An 18,057-nucleotide genomic window follows, 5' to 3' on the forward strand; every position below is an offset into this window, starting at 1 on the left:
GTTCCCTCGCAGGTCGGGCACGTGTGGCGCCCCGGAGCATCAGTGCGTGTACACCGACGGCTTCAGTCGGCCGATGTACGGCAGGTCGCGGTAGCGCTCGGCATAGTCGAGGCCGTAGCCGACGACGAACTCGTTCGGGATGTCGAAACCGACGTCGGCGACCCGGATCGTGGAGCGAACGGCGTCGGGTTTGCGCAGCAGGGCGCACACCTCGAGGCTGCGCGGCGAACGCGTCGCGAGGTTCTTCATCAGCCAGGACAGCGTCAGGCCCGAGTCGATGATGTCCTCGACGATCAGGACGTCCCGGCCCTCGATGTCGCGGTCGAGGTCTTTGAGGATGCGGACCACGCCCGACGACGATGTCGACGACCCGTAGCTCGACACCGCCATGAACTCCATCTGCGACGGGATCGGCAGGGACCGCGCGAAGTCCGTCATGAACATGATGGCGCCCTTCAGGACACCGATGAGGACCAGATCCTCTTCGATGTCGGCGTAGCGCGATGCCACGGACTGGGCGAGTTCGGCGGTTCGCTGTTTGATCTCCTCTTCGGTGATCAGCACAGCGTCGATGTCAGCGGCGTACGGGTCGGCAGACTGCACGCTCCCAGCTTGTCATGTTTTCGCGGTGCCGCGGCGAACGGGGTACCTCTCCGGGGCTCCGCGGACGCACGCCGGGAATGGCCGCGGCCTACCTGCGGTTTTTCGCTGAATTGCCAGTTCAAACCATTTATGGCCATTCACGGCGACATTTCGCGGAATTGCTATGCGGATAACGGTCACATAACAACTCATCACACGGGCACCATTCCTCGAGGTTGCGTTTCGATGCGGATCAAGCGTCTGACATTCTCGAAAACAGAGAGCTGAGCACCAGACCTCTGATATCCCCTCCCTTCTCACGCCCTGTCCTGTGTGGACAAGAAGGAGCACTCGTGTTCCCCACTTCGCGTATCCCCCTGCGCAAAAAACGCCTCAGCGTGATTCTGTGTCTGGCCACCGCAGTCGTCACGGTGTTCGCCGCGACCGCCGAAGCTGCACCTCAGAAGGCCCCGGCGGCCACTTATGACGCGTCCTGGAATGCCTCGGCGCTCACCCTCACGGTGCACAACGCATCCGTGAGCACGGAGAACGGGAATGTGACGGTTCGGGATACCGCCGGCGCAGAACTCTTCCGCATGCCGCTGAACTACCGCAGCGAATTCCGACAGTTTCCCATCGACGCGCGAATCGCGGGGAACGCCGTGACCCTCATTCCGTCCCGTGAGGTCTCGCGTTCGTCGGCGGTCAATCCGACCGAGGTCGAGAGTTTGCGCGGCATCGCCCGGCACAATGTCGCGGCGCCGCAGACGCGACAAGAACGCGACGACCAGGCTCTCGAACGATTCCAATCACAACTCCGGGCCGGAACCTCGATCGGCACATTGGTCGGTACTGTCGTCGGCGGAATCGTCGGCGGCGTGATCGGGTGCGTCATCGGCCTGGCCGCCGCGGTGGTGGGCTGCCTGGTGGGCGTCGCGCCGGCCGCCGCGATCGGCGGCATCGCCGGTCTCGCCCTCGGCGGCGGCGGCACCCTGATCGGTGCCGGGATCCAGTACTTCCAGACGATCAACTCGCCCTTCGTGCCGCCTCGGCGCTGAGGGAACGTAGTACTTCCACGACGACGGTCCGTCTCACCTCGCGGTGAGGCGGACCGTCAGTGTTTCGCCCGTACGGACGACGACACGGCGGACGTCGGGGTCGCCGCCGACGGCGATCTGGGTCCGGTCGGCGACGGCGGCCGAGTCCAGGAGGCCCGCCACGGCCGTGACGACCCGATGGGTCGGCTCGGTCGCCCCGATGTCGAGCAGCCAGGCACGCAGGGCTCGCGTCCGAACCGCGAGTGGCGCGTCGCGAAGCGGGCCGACGGCCAGGACGTCGCCGCGTGCGGCCTCGGCGAGGACGCGGGCCGCCCACTCGTCGAGTGCATCGTTGTCGGCCTGCAGCCCCTCGGCGGTGCGACCCAGCGCGTCGACGACCCCGCCGTGGAGCACGTCCTCCAGCAACGGCAGGACCTCGGATCGCAGACGGACGCGGGTGAACCGCGGATCGCGGTTGTGCGGGTCGTGATGGGGTGCGAGACCGAGTTCGGTACAGGCCGCCAGCGTCTGCTGCCTCCGGACCCCGAGGAACGGTCTGGCCCACGGGTCGTTCCAGGCACGCATGCCGGCGATCGATCGTGAGCCGGATCCGCGCGCCAGCCCGAGCAGCACGGTCTCGGCCTGGTCGTCGGCGGTATGGCCGAGCAGAACCGGCCGACCACCGCGGGCCTCGTCGAGGGCTGCGTACCGAGCATCGCGAGCGGCGGCCTCGAGACCTCCACTACGTCCGACGCGCACCGGCAGGACATGGACTCGGGCGCCCAGGACACGCGCCGCGTCGGCCGCGGCCACTGCCACCCGCGCGGAGTCCGGCTGGAGTCCGTGATCGACGATCAGCGCGGTGACGTCGAGACCGGCACCGACGGCGGCCGCGGTCAGCGCGAGCGAGTCCGGCCCGCCGGAGAGTCCGACGCAGACCTCCGGCCCGACCCGATGAGCGGCCGCGAATTCCGCGACCGCCCGCCTCACAAGACCCGCTGAATCCATGCCTGCGGGTCGTCGATCTCGTTCGGCAGCGGCATCGTGTCCGGCGAGGTCCAGACCGTGTTGAACCGCTCCATCCCGACTGCCTCGACCACCGCGTCGACGAAGGCCTTTCCCCGGATGTACTGCGCGAGCTTGGCGTCCATCCCGATGAGGGCCCGGATGATCCGCTGCACCGGATTCTGCGGTGCGGTGCGTCGTTTGTCGAAGGCGGTGCGGATGCGCGCCACCGACGGCACATGCACCGGGCCCACCGCATCCATGACGTGGTCGGCGTGCCCCTCGAGCAAGGTGCCGAGAACCATCATGCGCTGGAAAGCGGCGTGCTGTTCGGGGCTCTGCAGCAGCTGCATCGCGCCGATCACGCCCTTCTCGCGCGGACCATCGGAACCCTTGAGGGCCTTCGTCATCCGAGTGACGATCTCGGTCGTCGACTCGCCGGCGTCGGAGGTGAGCACCGCGACGTTGTCCTGCATGTAGTCCCGCAGCCACGGGTTGGCCGAGAACTGCACACGGTGGGTGACCTCGTGGAGGCACACCCACAGCCGGAAGTCCGACGGGATCACCTTGAGCTGGCGTTCGACGTTGATGATGTTCGGCGTCACCACCATCAGCACACCGGGCTCGCCGGTCTCCGGATCGGGCGTGAACGGATCGTACTGACCGAGGATCGCGGTGGAGAGGAACGCGAGCAGACCACCGGCCTGCAGTCCGCCGAATCGTGCCGCGAGCCCCGGCGATCCCGCGTCGGTGGACTCGTCGTCCGAACCGAGCATCGATCGCATCGACAGGGACGCCGCGTCGATCCAGCCGGCCCGGTCGAGGACTCGGGTGGTCGGTACGCGCAGGCCGTCGGCCAGGCCCGTGACCTCTCGCACCGGGGCCTCGGCGCGGGTGGCGGCATCGGCCAGTTCCGCGCGGGCCGCCTCGTAGGTGTACGACGTCGTCTTCGGGCCGGGCCGGGCGAGTCGTTTCGCCGTCGAGGCCGCCAGCGACCAGTCGATCTGCGAGCCGATACCCGGGTGGCGTTCCCGGTCGGCGGATTCCTCGACGCCCGATTCCGGAGCGGTCCCGGTCTCGGCTCCGGCGTTCCCGGCGTCCGTGGTCTCCGACCCGGCGATTCCTGACGTGGTCATCGGCACCCGCACTCTCTCAGTTGGCCCACCACGGCATCGAGGGCGGGTCGCGCGTCCGCCGGCGAGGTGCCGCCGGACATCAGGGCGAACGACAGCACGCGGCCGTCGACTGTCTGCACTATGCCGGTCAACGAACTCACCCCGGTGAGTGTTCCGGTCTTCGCCCGCGCCCAGCCCGCACCGGGATTGTCGGCGGCGTCGAACCGGTCCGCGAGGGTGCCGGTACCGCCGGCGATCGGCAGACCGTCGAGCATAGGGCGCAGCGCCGGCCTGCTCGGCCCGCTCGCCGCGGTCATCACCGTGTCGAGCAACTCCGGCGTGGTCCGGTTGGCGTAGGAGATCCCCGACGCGTCGTGCAGCGTCGTACCGGCCCACTGGTCCGGGAACATCGACGACAGCACCTGTTCGATCGCGTCGACGCCGCCGGCGTGCGTGGGCGGCCCGCCGCGGTGCACCGAGAGTTCGACGGCGAGCGTCTCGGCGAGCACGTTGTCGCTGTAGCGCAGCATGTCGTTGACCCGCGTCACCAGCGGGGCCGACTGGACCTTCGCGATCACGCGTTCGTCCCCGGACCCGGTCGGCGCGGTACCGGTCACCTCGGTGACGGGCGCTTCGACGTCGAGGGCGGCGGCCAGCGCCTCCCCCGCCATGAGGCCCGGGGTCGCGGTACGCGGCGAGTATTCGTCCAGCGGTTCCAGCCGGGCACCGTCGGCCATCAGCGATTCGATCGGGGCGATGTCGCCGCCCTGGATGTCCCGGCGATCCCAGGTGGTGTCCATCGTGGGTCCCGAGAAGGCGCTCAGGTCGACGGCCACCGAGGTCACCGGGATCTCGGTCTCCTCGATCTGGCGCGCGAGGTCGGCGATGCGACCCGGATCGGTGTAGAAGGTGTCGGTCCCGGCGGGCTGGGCCGACAGGGTGGGATCACCGGCACCGCGGAGGATGACCTGCCCGTTGCTGCCGGCCACCACCGTCGTCGTCAGTCGCTGATCGTGGGGCACGGCGTCGAGGACGGCGGCGGCGGTCAGGATCTTGGCGTTCGACGCGGGGATCCGCGGACGCTCCGGGTCGCTGGTCCACAGGACCGCGCCGGTGAGCGAGTCGCTGATCATGCCGGTGAGTTCGCCGAGGGCGGGGTTGCGCAGTGCCGGAGCGATCGCGCGTGACACACCCTGCGGCGTCGGCTCGGGCGCGGAGGCGGCCACCGGGTCGATCCGCGGATCGACGGCGACCGCGGCGGGTTGCGGTGGCACTCCCGGCGGGAGCTCCGGTTCCCGATCGAGGCGGAGTGCGATCACGACCGAGGCCGCGGCGACCAGGGCCAGGATCACCACCGCGGTGACCGTCCACCACAGGAGTCTCCGACCGCGGCGACCGCCGTTTCGGGTGGATGCGCCCACAAAACCTCCGGGTCTCTCGCGGTTCACGGTCGATGGAACGGCCGGATGTACGCACAATGAGGGGTACGAACATCGAGGTCGCCGGACCAACAGTATCGTTGGGGCAGCGTGCGGGCGTTTCGGCCCGACGCGGCATCCCCGATCAAGACTGCCAGGAGGAACTGTGGAATTCGATGTGACCATCGAGATCCCCAAAGGTGGCCGCAACAAGTACGAGGTCGACCACGAGACCGGCAAGGTCTACCTCGACCGCTACCTGTACACCTCGATGGGCTACCCGGCCGACTACGGGTACATCGACGGCACCCTCGGTGAGGACGGCGACCCGCTCGACGCGCTGGTCCTGCTCCCCGAGTCGGTGTTCCCCGGCATCATCGTGCGCGCACGGGTCGTCGGCATGTACACCATGACCGACGAGGCCGGCGGCGACGACAAGCTGCTGTGCGTCCCGGCCAAGGACGTGCGGTGGGACCACATCAAGGACATCTCCGACGTGTCCGAGTACGAGTTGGGCCCGATCGCCCACTTCTTCGAGCACTACAAGGACCTCGAGCCCGGCAAGGAGGTCCAGCCGGGCGGCTGGGTCGGCCGCGAGCAGGCCGAGAAGATCGCGCAGGATGCGATCGACCGCCTCGCATCGCACCCCGAGGCTGCCAACGAGCCCTCGCGCGGCTGACGGATCACCGTCGAGACACCCCCGCCGGCACCATCGTGAGATGGTGCCGGCGGGGGTGTCTACGGCGTAGATGCGCTACTTAGGTTCAACTGCGGCAGTTGCAGATAGCGCGCATGTTCCGAAGTCGCGCTTCTGTGACGGGCCGCCCCGTCAGGCCACGCGGTGCCGCTGCTCGGCGAGAACCGGCAGGATCTGTTCGCGGATTCGGCGTTCGGTGGCTGCGCCGTCGATCGGGACGAGGATCACGGCGTCGGCGACCTCGGCCGCGTAGATGTCCCGGACCAGCGTGATCAGTCCGTGTGTCGTGCCGATGTAGCGGATGGTCCCGGAGCCTGTCTCCGACGATGCGTCCACCGCGGCAGCGGCCGCGGCACGCGCCGACGCGGCATCCGCCGCGACGGTCACCTCCACCTCGAGGGCGACCACGAACTTCGCCTGATCGTGGGTGCCGGCCCGGAGCAGAGAGCGGGCACGCTGCGCATCGCGGAGGGTCTCACGCCGCACGACGATCGGAAACGTCTGCGCCAGTTCGTCTCCGGCGATGGCGATCTGGAACCCCGGTCGTCCGATGCTGATCGGGGCCGTCGGAGCGGAAGTCGGTGCGGCGATCACGGTTGCGCGATCGGCCGGTGCGTCGAGTTCGATGGTCATCTCATCACCCCTCATTCGAGTTCGGTCGGATGGTCTGTTCGGTCAGTGCATGGTCGATCGGTGCGTGCTCGGTCAGTGCGTGCTCGGTCAGCGCGCGCAGTGCCTCGAGGAGGCGGTCGATGTCGTCGGAGGTGGTACCCGCCCCGAAGCTCGCGCGGACCGCGCCGGCCGGATGTCCGAGGCGCTCGAGCAGCGGGTGAGCGCAGAACCGGCCGTCGCGCACGCCGATTCCGTGTTGCGCACTGAGATACTCGGCGACGACCCGCGGCGCGATCCCGTCGACGGTGAACCCCGCGATTCCCACCCGGTCGGTGGAATCGGCGAAGATCCGCAGGGGCACGACCCCGGGGATGGCGGCCAGGCCGGAGTCCAGGCGTTGCGCCAGGCGCAGTTCGTGCAGGCCGATGGCCTCGGGCCCGAGGTCGGCCAGCGCCTCGCAGGCCGCCGCGATCGACACCGCGCCGAGCACGTTCGGCGAACCGGCCTCGTGACGCGCGGCTCCGGTGTGCCAGGTCACGCCGCCGGCGCGCGGACTCAGGTCGACGTCGGCGGTCGCACCACCGCCGGCCAGATAGGGGTCGGCGGCGTCGAACCAGTCGGTCCGGCCGATCAGGACCCCGGCACCGAACGGCGCATATGCCTTGTGCCCGGAGAAGGCCAGGTAGTCGATGCCGTGACTGACGACGGAGACGGGCCGGTGCGCGACGAGTTGCGCGGCGTCGACCAGGATCCGGGCCCCGTGCCGGTGCGCGATCGAGGCGAGCCGGCTGATCGGCAGCACCTCGCCGGTGACGTTCGACGCCGCGGTGACCGCGAGCAGCGCTGCCGGCGCCGACGCGAGCTCCGCCTCGAGCGCGACCAGGGTGTCCTCGATCGTGTCGCAGGTGCGGACGATCCGGGCCCGGTTGCGGCCGTCGCGCGGCGCGCACCACGGCAGCAGGTTGGCGTGATGCTCGATGTCGAGCACGACGACGTCCCCGGGGGTGATGTGAGCGGCGAGGTTGATGGCATCGGTGGTGTTGCGGGTGAAGACGACGGTGTCGTCGACCCGTCCGCGGACGAACCGGCGCACGGTGTCCCGGGCGGCCTCGTACCGGGCGGTGGTCACCTGCGACAGATGACCGGCGCCGCGATGGACGCTCGCGTATTCGCCGAGTCCAACGGCGACCGCGGCGCCCACCGAGCTCAGAGCCGGCGCGCTCGCCGCGTAGTCGAGGTTGACGTACCGCGTTGTGCCGCCGTTGGCCAGCGGTACGGACACATCGGCGCCGACGACCGGGGCCAGCCCGGGGATGGCCGGATACCCATGGTGGGTCGCATCGATGACGGGGGTGTCGACAGTCTCGTGGCCGGTCGTGTCGGGTGCTGACAGGACAGCAGTCATGGCAGGAGCTCCTCTGAAATTCCGCGCTTGCCGCGTCCGGTCGGTACGCGGCCAGGTCGTCACCCGGAGCACCCCACCGCGGAGGAGGGTTGCCGACCAGCGAGCCGGGGCTTGTCACTGGCACTCATGACCTATGTGCAAGCCTCGCCGAAGCCGCGCGGGCGTGTCAATTTTCACTCATCGTGATCCAAAGTTAGGGCACACTTACCTGTAGCGTGTCAGGGGTGTCAGCGACTGATGTGTTCGTGTTGTCCCGCCCGCACGGCACCGTGCGGGGCCGGGGCGCCGTCCGTGGGTTCACCGATGTCGACGCGGCCTCGGCCGCGCTGCGTTCCGGGACGATCGACGGGCTGACCGGCGCGATCCCGTTCGACCTCTCCGACCCGGCCGCGCTGGTGGTACCCGAGGTCCTGCACTTCGACGACGCACCGCTGACGGGCGGGCCACCGCTGTCGCGCACCCCGGTCTCGACGACCCTGCACCCGACCGCCGACGAGCACCGCGAGCGTGTGGCGCACGCGGTCAAGCGGATCATCGCCGGCGACGTCGGCAAGGTCGTCCTCGCCCGTAGCGTCGACATCGTGCTCGACGCCGAGGTCGCGCCCCACGAACTCCTCGACGCCCTGGCGGGCGGCAACGCCGGGCACAACGCGTTCGGCGTCGACCTCGGTGCCGCCACTGGCTCGGGCGCGTGGCTGCTGGGCGCGAGTCCCGAAGTGCTGCTGCGCAAGTCGGGGTCGGTCGTCACCTGCCACCCGTACGCGGGTTCAGCTCCGCGGTCACCGGATCCGGTCGCCGACCGCGCCGTCGCCGACGGATTGTTTTCCTCGGCAAAGGATCTCGCCGAACACGCATTCGTCGTGGATCACCTGCGAGACCGGCTGGCGCACCTGTGCGACGACGTCGACGCGCCGTCGACCCCGCAATTGCAGTCGACCGGAGAGGTGTGGCATCTCGCCACCCCCATCCGCGCGACACTTCGCGATCCGTCGACCACCGCGCTGGATCTCGCCCTCCTGCTGGGTCCGACCCCCGCGGTCTGCGGTACACCCAGTGATGTTGCCGCGCAGATCATCCGGGAAGTCGAGGGAGAACGCGGCTTCTATGCGGGCGCCGTCGGCTGGTGCGACGCCGCCGGCGACGGCGAATGGATGGTCACCATCCGGTGCCTCCAGCTCGAAGCCGATCGCCGCAGTCTGCGAACGTGGGCGGGTGGCGGCATCGTCGAACACTCCGACCCTCAGGGCGAGCTCGAGGAGACCGCGTTCAAACTCCGTACGGTCCTGAACGCGCTGGGCATCGACGGCCTCGACTGAGACCGCGGCGGGAATCACCGCGACCGGGTCAGCCCAGCGCCTGATCCAGATCGCCGAGCAGGTCGTCGACCCCTTCGAGACCGACCGACAGCCGCACGACCGAGTCGCTGAGACCGATCGCCGCGCGTCCGTCGGGCCCCATCGCACGGTGCGTGGTGGTCGCCGGGTGCGTGATCAGCGACTTCGAATCACCGAGATTGTTGGAGATGTCGACGATCCGCAAGCCGTTGAGGACCTCGAAGGCCCGCTTCTTGCCGTCGATGCCGTCGTGGTCGTTCAGCTCGAAGGTCACCACGGTGCCGCCGCCGGACATCTGCGCCCGCGCCAGCTCGTACTGCGGATGGGACTGCAGGAACGGGTATTTCACCCATCGCACCCGCGGATCGGCTTCGAGGAACTCGGCGATCCGGAGCGCGGAGGACACCGAGGCGTCGACGCGCAGGCGCAGCGTCTCCAGACCCTTCACCAGCGTCCAGGCGTTGAACGGGCTCAACGCCGGGCCGGTGTGCCGCATGAGTTGCTGCACCGGTCCGTCCACGTACTCCTTGGTTCCGAGTACCGCACCGCCCATCACACGTCCCTGGCCGTCGATGTGCTTGGTGCCCGAGTACACGATGACGTCGGCACCGAGTTCGAGACCGCGCTGCAGGAGCGGGGTGGCGAAGACGTTGTCCAGCACCACCTGTGCGCCCGCCGCGTGCGCCAGCTCCGACACCTTGACGACGTCGACGAGGCTCTGCATCGGATTCGACGGGGTCTCGAAGAACACCGCGTCGGTGGGCTTGGAGAGCGCCCGCTCCCACTGTTCCAGGTCCTCGCCGTCGACGAACTCGGTCTCGATCCCCCAGCGCGGCAGGATCTCGTTGCAGACCACGAAGCAGGAACCAAACAGGCTGCGGGCGGCGACCAGGCGATCGCCGGCCTTCAGCAGCGCACCGAGCGCGACGAAGACCGCGGCCATCCCGCTGGCCGTCGCGAAACACGCTTCGGCACCCTCGAGTCGACGCAGACGTTCCTGGAACATCTCGACGGTCGGATTGCCGTAGCGCGAGTAGACGAATCGCTCGTCCTCCCCGGTGAAGGCGCGTTCGGCGGCCTCGGCGGAGTCGTAGACATAACCGCTCGTGAGGTACATCGCCTCGGCCGTCTCGTGGAAACCCGAGCGGGCCAGCCCGCCGCGCACCGCGATGGTGTCGGCCGAGAGCCCCTCGGGCAGTTTACGACCCACGGGTAGATCAGAAGTCACGATTGCCTCCACGGCAGGTTCTCGGCACGCCAGCCCGACGTCCCGCGATGGTCGTTCTCGTCGAGGGCACCCTCGAATCCGTCGACGACGTTGTAGGCCTTGGCGATACCGTCCGCCGTCGCAGCCTCCGCGGCGCCGATCGAACGGTGCCCGGACCGGCACAGGAAGATGACCTCGTGGTCGTCGCTGACGCCCGAATCCCGCAGCTGCGTGATGAAGTCGTCGTTGCGTCGACCTTCGGGGAAGGTGGTCCACTCGGCGAAGATCGTGCGCTTCCCCAGGACTTCGAGGTCGGGTACGCCGACGAACGACCATTCGGCCTGCGTCCGACAGTCCACCAGAACCGCGTCCGGGTTGTTCTCGAGCTTTTCCCACGCCTCACGGGGGGTCAGATCTCCGGCATAGGTCATGAGGAACACACCTTCCATTCGCCGTTCTCGCGCACCACGATCGTGTCGACGACATTCACGTCGTCGGGGGTCTTGTCATAGTGCCAATGAACCTTCGCGGTCGCGCGGTCACCGTCGACCACCAGCTCGGTGATCTCCGGGATCTCGATGTGACCGTTGGCGACCAGCGACTCCCGGTTGTCGGCGAGGAATTGTTCCTCGGAGACGAAGTCGGCCGCCTCGACGTCGGCCGCGCAGGTGTTGGCGCGGTACTCGGCGTAGTTCGGGCCGTTGCGGGCGGTGTAGACGTCGTTGATCGCGTACTGGACCTGGGCCGAGTCACCGGCCCGATCCTCGGCAGGACGGATCACGTTCGACAGCACGACGCCGAGCACGACGAGGCCCACGACGCCCGCCGCGACGAAGAACGGCCACGCGTTCTTCCACGACGGGGGCCTCTGGTCACCCTCACCTGCAGCTTCGGCCATGGCGGGGAGTCTATCGAGCGTCCCGGAGGCAGCTGAGACCGGCGTCGACGCGCGTGACCTGCCGGACGACGGACCGGCGCGTGGTCGACGATCGGAGGGCCGTGAGTAAGGTGGCCCTAAGTACCGCGGAGAACAACGACGCCGAACGCAACGACCAGCGAGGACCCCGGATGCGCTCTACCACCCACCGCACACTCACCCTTCTCGTCGGGCTGCTGACAGCAGCTCTCCTGGCGACCTCGTGTTCGCCGCCGGACGAGACGGTCGACTCCGGCACGGCGCAGGTACCCGCACCCGAGGCCGGCGCGATCCCGGTGACCGTGCAGCAGGCCTACGCACCGGCGACGGTCGCACAGGCGCCGAAGCGCATCGCGGCGATGGGTGTGGGCGACGGCGACACCCTCCTCGCCCTGGGGGTCACGCCCACGACCATCGCACCCTTCGCCGACCCCGATCAGGCCTCGGCGCCGTGGAACGCCGAGCTGCTCGCGGACTCGACGCCGGTGGTCCTCCCCAACGTCTCGGGCGCCTTCGGCGACGAGATCCCCAAGGCCCTCGCCACCGAACCCGACCTCATCACCGCGGTCGGCGCGGATCCCACCCGCGATCAGTTCGACCTGTTGAGCAAGACCGCACCGACGATCCTGCGGCCCGCCCAGTTCCAGCCGTGGCAGGTGCCGTGGGAGGCGCAGACCCGCCAGATCGGCACCGCCGTGGGGCTTCCCGAGCTCGCCGACCGCAAGGTGGCCGAGACCGAACAGTTCCTCGCGGGCGTTCGCGAGCAGAACCCGCAACTGGCGGGCAAGACCGCTGTCGTCGTGACCGCCAGCCCCACCGGCGGCGTGTCGATCTACGGCCCCGGCGATGGCCGCGGGCAGACGGTCGCCGGTTACGGACTCACCTTCCCGCCTGCGCTGCAACCGTCGGTGACCAGCGGTTTCTACGGTGAACTGCCGGCCGAGAGCCTCAATCTGCTCGACTCCGCCGACGTCGTCGTCGCCGTCGACTGGGAGGGCTCCAACGATCGGCTGAAGGCGAACGCGGCATTCAACCGCCTGGCCGTGGCGCAGTCGGGCCGCGTCGTCTACCTCCCCCAGGAGGTGGGCAGCGCGATGTCGGTGCCGACGGTCCTGACGATCCCGTGGGTCGCCGACCAGGCCGTCGAACCGATCGCGGCCGCCGCCGGCAAGGCCTGAGCCGCCGCGACCTCGACCGTCCATCCCTCGTCCAGGTGAGGGTTACCTCACAGACGGATTTTGGTCGTGGACAGCAAGCGCCTACCGTAGAAGGGATAGACCTTATCCATACGCGCGGACCCGGGGGTCGCCGAGATTACTGGTCCGCGCGTGCTGAGCAACGGAAGACACCTACTCCATGAGCGACAACAGCCGCCCGCTGCGGGTTGCGATCGTCGGTGCCGGTCCCGCCGGTATCTACGCCGCCGACGCGTTGATGAAGTCCGACACCGCCAAGGACCGCGGCGTCAGCATCGATCTGTATGAGCGCATGCCCGCTCCGTTCGGGCTGATCCGCTACGGCGTCGCACCCGACCACCCGCGGATCAAGGGCATCATCACCGCCCTGCACAAGGTCCTCGACAAACCACAGGTGCGCCTGCTCGGCAACGTCGACTACGGCACCGACATCACCATCGACGAGTTGCGCGCCCACTACGACGCGGTGATCTTCTCCACCGGCGCCACCGACGACCGCGCGCTCGACATCCCCGGTGTCGACCTCGACGGCAGCTACGGCGCCGCCCAGTTCGTCGCCTGGTACGACGGACACCCGGACTTCCCCCGCACGTGGCCCCTCGAGGCGGAGAAGGTCGCCGTGATCGGCGTCGGCAACGTCGCCCTCGACGTCGCGCGCGTGCTCGCCAAGACCGGTGACGAACTGCTCCCCACCGAGATCCCGGCGAACGTCTACGAAGGCCTCAAGGCCAACAAGGCGATCGAGGTCCACGTCTTCGGCCGTCGCGGACCCGCGCAGGCCAAGTTCACCCCGCTCGAGCTCAAGGAGCTCGACCACTCGCCGAACATCGAGGTCATCGTCAATCCCGAGGACATCGACTACGACGAGGGTTCGGCCGTCGCGCGCCGCGGGTCGAAGATCACCGACCAGGTCGCCACGATCATCGAGAACTACGCGATCCGCGAACCCAAGCAGGGCGCGATCCACAAGCTGTTCCTGCACTTCTTCGAGAGCCCCACCGAGATCCTCGGTGAGGACGGCAAGGTCGTCGGACTGCGCACCGAGCGCACCCAGCTCGACGGCACCGGCAACGTCAAGCCCACCGGCAAGACCACCGACTGGGAGGTCGGCGCGGTCTACCGCGCGGTCGGTTACCTCTCGGACAACCTGCCGCAGATCCCGTTCGACTCGCAGGCCGGGGTCATCCCGAACGAGGCCGGACGCGTCTTCGACGAGGGCCAGCAGCTGACCGGCATCTACACGACCGGCTGGGTCAAGCGCGGACCCGTGGGCCTCATCGGCCACACCAAGGGCGACGCCAACGAGACCGTCGACTGCATCCTCAAGGACATGGAAGCGGGCGCGCTGCTCGAGCCCGCCCACCCCGGTGAGGACGCCATCGTCGAACTCCTCGAGTCCAAGAACATCCCGTTCACCACCTGGGACGGCTGGTACCGGCTCGACGAGCACGAGCGTGCGCTCGGCGCCGCCGAAGGCCGCGAACGCGTCAAGGTCGTCGAACGCGAGGACATGCTCGCCGCTTCCGAGCCGAACAAGGTGTCACGCCCCTCCGCGTGACACCGGGCTCTCCTGCCGGCTGAGCCTGTCGAAGCCACAAGAGCGGCGGCCGAGTTTTCTCGGTCGCCGCTCTTTCGCATGCGCCGGGCGATGTGCGGAGGCGTCCTCCCCGCACCCGCTCGACGCGAAATGTCTTGTCGTGGACGCTCAGTCGTGGCGGATTACGGTCAGCGGCCCGGGATCGCGGGGACGCCCTCGACGTCGGTGCCGCCACCGGTCAGCGCAACCGCAGACGACGCGGACGAGCCCGTTCCGAACCTGTCCAGTGGGTTGTCGATGCGCCGGACGTTCCACCAGAAACCGGCATTGTCGGTCAGGTTCTCGGCGTAATCAGAGATCGCGTATCCGGCGATGGACGACGGGAAGCAGCCGAACCAGACGGTCTTGATCGTGAGCGACTCGTTCTTCTTCAGCTGCGACTTGAACTTCGTCGCGCCGTTGATCTCCTGCAGTGTGACGTTTCGGAAGTCGCCGTCACGCGCGGTGACCCGCATGAACCGGGTCATGCTCCACGCCTGATTCCACGGCGTGCCCGGTGCTCCGAACTGGCAGTAGACCCCGCCCGTCATCTGGAGGTTGGGAACGGCGGCGTGCGCAGGCGCGGCACCCACCAGCGATCCACCCGCGATTCCTGCGGCGACCAGAACCCCCGTGAGAGCCCGTTTCAGCGATTTCATCGATCCTCCTCGTTCGTAGGCGACACTGCTGTGTTTCCCGACGTCGCCATCGTGGGAGCGGCTCATGCCGTCCCACCGGCAACCGGTCTTGCTGCTGTCGGCCCGAGATGCTCACCGACACCGGGATTATCGACCCAGCCTGAGCGAAGTGTTACCGCGCGCACAGCCTTCCCTCAGGATTCGTCAGCAATTCGTTATCCGAACGACACCCATTCCGCGCGATCGGTACACGGTGGGCAAGAGCCGAATCCAAGGTTGGTAAGGTTTACCTTTGTGCGTCGATCTCTCCGAGTTCTCGGAATCCCGCTGCTGCTCGCGACCCTTGCAGCGCTGGTCGTCGCGTCCGTGCTCTTCGGCACCCGACCGGTCCCTCTCGACGAGATCTGGCCCAGCTTCACCGCCGGCGCCCAGGAGATCTGGAACGCCCTGATCAACCTGCGGATGCCGCAGGTGCCGAAGGACACCGACGTCGACGGGATCGTGTGGGATCTGCGGGTCCCACGCACGCTGCTCGGCCTGACCGCCGGGCTCGCGATCGGCGCGGCCGGTGCCATCACCCAGGGCCACACCCGCAACCCGATCGCCGACCCCGGAATGCTCGGCGTCAACGCCGGAGCCGCATGTGCTGTCGTGGGCGGCATCTACCTGCTCGGGATCACCAGCCCGATCGCCTTCATGTTCTTCGGACTCATCGGCGCGATCATCGCGGCCACCGTCGTGTTCGGGTTGTCGTCGCTGAGCGGCTCGAGTCCGCTGACCCTGGTGCTCGCGGGTACCGGCCTGACCGCGATGCTGACCGCCATCACATCCGCGATCGTGCTCGTCGACACCAATTCGCTGGACCAGTGGCGCTTCTGGAGCGTCGGCTCCACCGCGGGCCGGGGCATCGACGTGTTCTGGGCCAGCCTGCCGTTCATCGGGGTGGGACTCGTCCTCGCCCTGGCGAGCGGGTTCTTCCTCAACGTGTTGAGCCTGGGCGACGACATGACCAAGGCACTCGGTTCCCGGGTCGTGCTTATCCGCGCCCTCGGCGTGCTGACGATCACGCTGCTCATCGGCGCCGCCACCGCGGCCTGCGGGCCGATCGTGTTCCTCGGTCTGGTCGTGCCGCACATCGCGCGCGCGTTCGTGGGCGCCGACTACCGGTGGATCATCCCGTACTCGGCTCTGCTGGGCGGCATCCTCCTCGTCGGATGCGACATCCTCGGCCGCATCGTCGCCCGACCCGGCGAAGTGCAGGTCGGTGTGATGCTGGCGCTGGTCGGCGCCCCGTTCCTCATCGTCATGGTCCGCCGACAGAGATTGGGGACCGTGTGAACCCGCCGACCTCCATCAAGACCGAGACCGACACCGCCGAGAAGAGCGGGATCAGGGCCAAGACCCGGATCGCACCTCATCCGGGCGGATACCGGATCGCGATCGAGCCGATGTCGATGGTGGTGCGGCCGCGCATGCTCGCCGTGGCGCTGGTGGCCACGGCCATCACGATCGTCCTGTTCCTCACCAGCGTCGGCGTCAGCGACTTCCCCCTGACTCCGATCGACGTCGCGCGCATCCTGCTCGGAGGCGGGACCCGGGTCGAGAACGTCGTCGTCTTCGACGTCGCGCTCCCCCGCGCGCTGGTCGCGCTGCTCGTGGGATTCGGTCTGGGCCTCGCCGGTTCGCTGACCCAGCTGATCGCCCAGAACCCGCTGGCCACACCGGACATGCTCGGTATCACAGCCGGCGCGAGCGTGGCCGCGGTGACCGCGATCGCGTTCTCGACCACCAGCTGGGGCGCCTGGCTCGGCGATCTCGGTGTCCCGGCGGCGGCGATGATCGGCGGGTTGGCGACCGCCGTCGCGATGTACGTCCTGGCGTGGCCGGGGCGCAAGGCCAACAGCGGCATCAACCCGTTCCGGCTCGTGCTGATCGGCGTCGGCATGACGTGGTTGCTGCAGGCGCTGACCCAGTTCCTGCTCTCCCGCGCCGACATCCGCGATGTCGGCCGCGCACAGGTGTGGATCGTCGGATCGGTGGCGAATGTCGGCTGGTCCAATGTGTGGCCGGTCGTCGCCGGTGTCTGCGCGAGCATCGTCGTCGTGATTGTGCTGGCCCGCCAGATCGGGATGCTCAGCCTCGGACCCGATCTCGCCCGCGGTCTCGGGGTCCGCACCGGCGCGGTGTCGACGACCCTGCTCCTGACCGCGGTCCTGGTCGCCGCACTGAGCGTGTCCGCGGCCGGCCCGATCGCCTTCGTCGCACTGCTCGCCCCGCAGATCGCCCTGCGGCTGGCCGGTACCGCTGTGCCGACGCCACTGGTGTCGGGCGTGATCGGTTCGTCGCTGGTCCTGGGCGGCGACCTGCTGTGCCGCACGGTGCTGCCGGGTGGTCTGCCGGTCGGTATCGTGACCGCCGCGATCGGCGGGCCGTTCCTGATCTACCTGATGGTCGTCATGTCCCGAAAGGCGAGCGTATGACCGCGTCCTCCCTCGAAACCTCGGCTACCACCGCGCGACTGCGCGGCGTCGGCCTCACCGTCGGCTACGACGAACGGATCGTCATCGACGGCCTGGACATCGACATCCCCGACGGGCAGGTCACCACGATCATCGGGTCGAACGGATGCGGCAAGTCGACGCTGCTGCGGTGTCTCGCGCGTCTGCTGCCGCCCCGGGCGGGCGCGGTCTACCTCGACGGTGACGACATCTCGTCGGTTCGTCCCAAACAGGTCGCCCGCACCCTCGCGATCCTGCCCCAGAATCCCATCGCGCCCGAAGGACTCACCGTCGCCGACCTGGTCGGGCGCGGACGTCATCCGCACCAGCGCTGGTTCGCGCAGGCCAGCGCGGCCGACGAGGCCGCGGTCGCGCAGGCGATGGAGATGACCGACACCCTCGACCTCGCCGACCGCACCCTCGACGCCCTGTCGGGCGGGCAGCGGCAACGGGTCTGGATCGCGCTGACCCTGGCCCAGGACACCGATCTCATCCTGCTCGACGAGCCGACGACCTACCTGGACCTCGCGCACTCCATCGACGTCCTCGACCTGGTCCGCAAGCTCCGCGACGAGCACGGCAAGACCGTCGTCATGGTGCTGCACGATCTCAATCTGGCTGCGCGGTACAGTGATTCGCTGTTCGTCATGCGCAACGGCGCGATCGTCACCACCGGCTCACCCAGCGAGGTCATCGACGCCGAGACCCTCGACGCGGCCTTCGGCCTCCGGGCGCACGTCATGACCGATCCGGTCACCGGCGGCCCGCTCATCGTGCCGCTGGACTCGCGGACCCACGCCAAGTCGTGAGTCGAGCCCCCG

General features: G+C 68.7%; 18 protein-coding genes and 1 riboswitch. Of the genes, 8 read left to right on the plus strand and 10 right to left on the minus strand.

The window, feature by feature from the left end:
• Window positions 1-39 precede the first annotated feature (39 nt).
• A complete protein-coding gene (hpt, locus tag AC3B6C_RS02195; protein WP_010840700.1) occupies window positions 40-603 on the minus strand; it encodes a hypoxanthine phosphoribosyltransferase in 564 nt (187 codons plus the stop codon).
• A 332-nt stretch (window positions 604-935) separates the two neighbouring features.
• On the opposite strand from hpt, the gene AC3B6C_RS02200 reads away from it, so the two are divergent.
• Complete coding sequence (locus AC3B6C_RS02200; protein ID WP_010840701.1) at window positions 936-1,640, plus strand: DUF8020 domain-containing protein; 705 nt, start codon at window positions 936-938, stop codon at window positions 1,638-1,640.
• A gap of 33 nt (window positions 1,641-1,673) precedes the next feature.
• On the opposite strand, the gene tilS is transcribed toward AC3B6C_RS02200, so the two are convergent.
• Genes tilS through dacB form a run of 3 tightly spaced genes read right to left on the minus strand, consistent with a single transcriptional unit; the run spans window position 1,674 to window position 5,160 of the window.
• Entirely contained in the window at window positions 1,674-2,627 is a 954-nt protein-coding gene (gene tilS, locus AC3B6C_RS02205; protein WP_488374731.1) for a tRNA lysidine(34) synthetase TilS, read from the minus strand.
• Window positions 2,606-3,760, minus strand: a complete 1,155-nt coding sequence (locus AC3B6C_RS02210; protein ID WP_014928021.1) for a zinc-dependent metalloprotease — start codon at window positions 3,758-3,760, stop codon at window positions 2,606-2,608. Before AC3B6C_RS02210 ends, tilS begins: the two co-directional genes overlap by 22 nt.
• A complete protein-coding gene (gene dacB, locus AC3B6C_RS02215) occupies window positions 3,757-5,160 on the minus strand; it encodes a D-alanyl-D-alanine carboxypeptidase/D-alanyl-D-alanine endopeptidase (RefSeq protein WP_488374732.1) in 1,404 nt (467 codons plus the stop codon). Before dacB ends, AC3B6C_RS02210 begins: the two co-directional genes overlap by 4 nt.
• A gap of 163 nt (window positions 5,161-5,323) precedes the next feature.
• Here dacB and AC3B6C_RS02220 point away from each other — a divergent pair, with 163 nt between their 5' ends.
• Complete coding sequence (locus tag AC3B6C_RS02220; protein WP_010840705.1) at window positions 5,324-5,836, plus strand: inorganic diphosphatase; 513 nt, start codon at window positions 5,324-5,326, stop codon at window positions 5,834-5,836.
• 150 nt (window positions 5,837-5,986) lie between these two features.
• Here the strand turns inward: AC3B6C_RS02220 and AC3B6C_RS02225 are convergent, their stop codons facing one another.
• Together AC3B6C_RS02225 and AC3B6C_RS02230 are read right to left on the minus strand one after the other, a co-directional pair.
• Entirely contained in the window at window positions 5,987-6,487 is a 501-nt protein-coding gene (locus AC3B6C_RS02225) for a hypothetical protein (RefSeq protein WP_488374733.1), read from the minus strand.
• 4 nt (window positions 6,488-6,491) lie between these two features.
• A complete protein-coding gene (locus tag AC3B6C_RS02230; RefSeq protein ID WP_488374734.1) occupies window positions 6,492-7,871 on the minus strand; it encodes an aminotransferase class V-fold PLP-dependent enzyme in 1,380 nt (459 codons plus the stop codon).
• 18 nt (window positions 7,872-7,889) lie between these two features.
• Window positions 7,890-8,003: riboswitch (SAM riboswitch) on the minus strand.
• Window positions 8,004-8,110: 107 nt separating this feature from the next.
• On the opposite strand from AC3B6C_RS02230, the gene AC3B6C_RS02235 reads away from it, so the two are divergent.
• The gene (locus AC3B6C_RS02235) at window positions 8,111-9,187 is read left to right on the plus strand and encodes an isochorismate synthase (RefSeq protein WP_488376206.1); all 1,077 of its coding nucleotides are present in this window, start codon (window positions 8,111-8,113) and stop codon (window positions 9,185-9,187) included.
• Window positions 9,188-9,215: 28 nt separating this feature from the next.
• Here AC3B6C_RS02235 and AC3B6C_RS02240 read toward each other — a convergent pair whose 3' ends face one another.
• Genes AC3B6C_RS02240 through AC3B6C_RS02250 form a run of 3 tightly spaced genes read right to left on the minus strand, consistent with a single transcriptional unit; the run spans window position 9,216 to window position 11,310 of the window.
• On the minus strand, window positions 9,216-10,433 hold the full coding sequence (locus AC3B6C_RS02240; protein WP_488374735.1) for an O-succinylhomoserine sulfhydrylase: 1,218 nt from the start codon (window positions 10,431-10,433) through the stop codon (window positions 9,216-9,218).
• Entirely contained in the window at window positions 10,430-10,843 is a 414-nt protein-coding gene (locus AC3B6C_RS02245; protein WP_014928026.1) for a rhodanese-like domain-containing protein, read from the minus strand. The genes AC3B6C_RS02240 and AC3B6C_RS02245 overlap by 4 nt, the downstream gene beginning before the upstream one ends.
• Window positions 10,840-11,310, minus strand: a complete 471-nt coding sequence (locus AC3B6C_RS02250) for an Rv0361 family membrane protein (RefSeq protein WP_010840726.1) — start codon at window positions 11,308-11,310, stop codon at window positions 10,840-10,842. The genes AC3B6C_RS02245 and AC3B6C_RS02250 overlap by 4 nt, the downstream gene beginning before the upstream one ends.
• Window positions 11,311-11,480: 170 nt before the next feature.
• On the opposite strand from AC3B6C_RS02250, the gene AC3B6C_RS02255 reads away from it, so the two are divergent.
• Both AC3B6C_RS02255 and AC3B6C_RS02260 read left to right on the plus strand, forming a co-directional pair.
• Window positions 11,481-12,506: an ABC transporter substrate-binding protein gene (locus AC3B6C_RS02255; RefSeq protein ID WP_035716936.1), complete on the plus strand. Its 1,026-nt coding sequence runs from the start codon at window positions 11,481-11,483 to the stop codon at window positions 12,504-12,506.
• 178 nt (window positions 12,507-12,684) lie between these two features.
• On the plus strand, window positions 12,685-14,082 hold the full coding sequence (locus tag AC3B6C_RS02260; protein ID WP_010840728.1) for an FAD-dependent oxidoreductase: 1,398 nt from the start codon (window positions 12,685-12,687) through the stop codon (window positions 14,080-14,082).
• A 167-nt stretch (window positions 14,083-14,249) separates the two neighbouring features.
• On the opposite strand, the gene AC3B6C_RS02265 is transcribed toward AC3B6C_RS02260, so the two are convergent.
• Window positions 14,250-14,759: a hypothetical protein gene (locus AC3B6C_RS02265; RefSeq protein WP_010840729.1), complete on the minus strand. Its 510-nt coding sequence runs from the start codon at window positions 14,757-14,759 to the stop codon at window positions 14,250-14,252.
• A gap of 273 nt (window positions 14,760-15,032) precedes the next feature.
• Between AC3B6C_RS02265 and AC3B6C_RS02270 the strand changes: the two genes are divergently transcribed.
• From AC3B6C_RS02270 to AC3B6C_RS02280, 3 genes are read left to right on the plus strand one after another with little or no spacing between them, the layout of a single operon-like run.
• Entirely contained in the window at window positions 15,033-16,076 is a 1,044-nt protein-coding gene (locus AC3B6C_RS02270; protein ID WP_044507228.1) for a FecCD family ABC transporter permease, read from the plus strand.
• Window positions 16,073-17,218 (plus strand): FecCD family ABC transporter permease, encoded by a 1,146-nt coding sequence (locus tag AC3B6C_RS02275; protein WP_488374736.1) that lies wholly within the window; start codon window positions 16,073-16,075, stop codon window positions 17,216-17,218. The genes AC3B6C_RS02270 and AC3B6C_RS02275 overlap by 4 nt, the downstream gene beginning before the upstream one ends.
• On the plus strand, window positions 17,215-18,045 hold the full coding sequence (locus tag AC3B6C_RS02280; RefSeq protein ID WP_010840732.1) for an ABC transporter ATP-binding protein: 831 nt from the start codon (window positions 17,215-17,217) through the stop codon (window positions 18,043-18,045). Before AC3B6C_RS02275 ends, AC3B6C_RS02280 begins: the two co-directional genes overlap by 4 nt.
• Window positions 18,046-18,057: the final 12 nt, after the last annotated feature.

It is taken from the genome of Gordonia sp. 11cp (assembly GCF_057767225.1).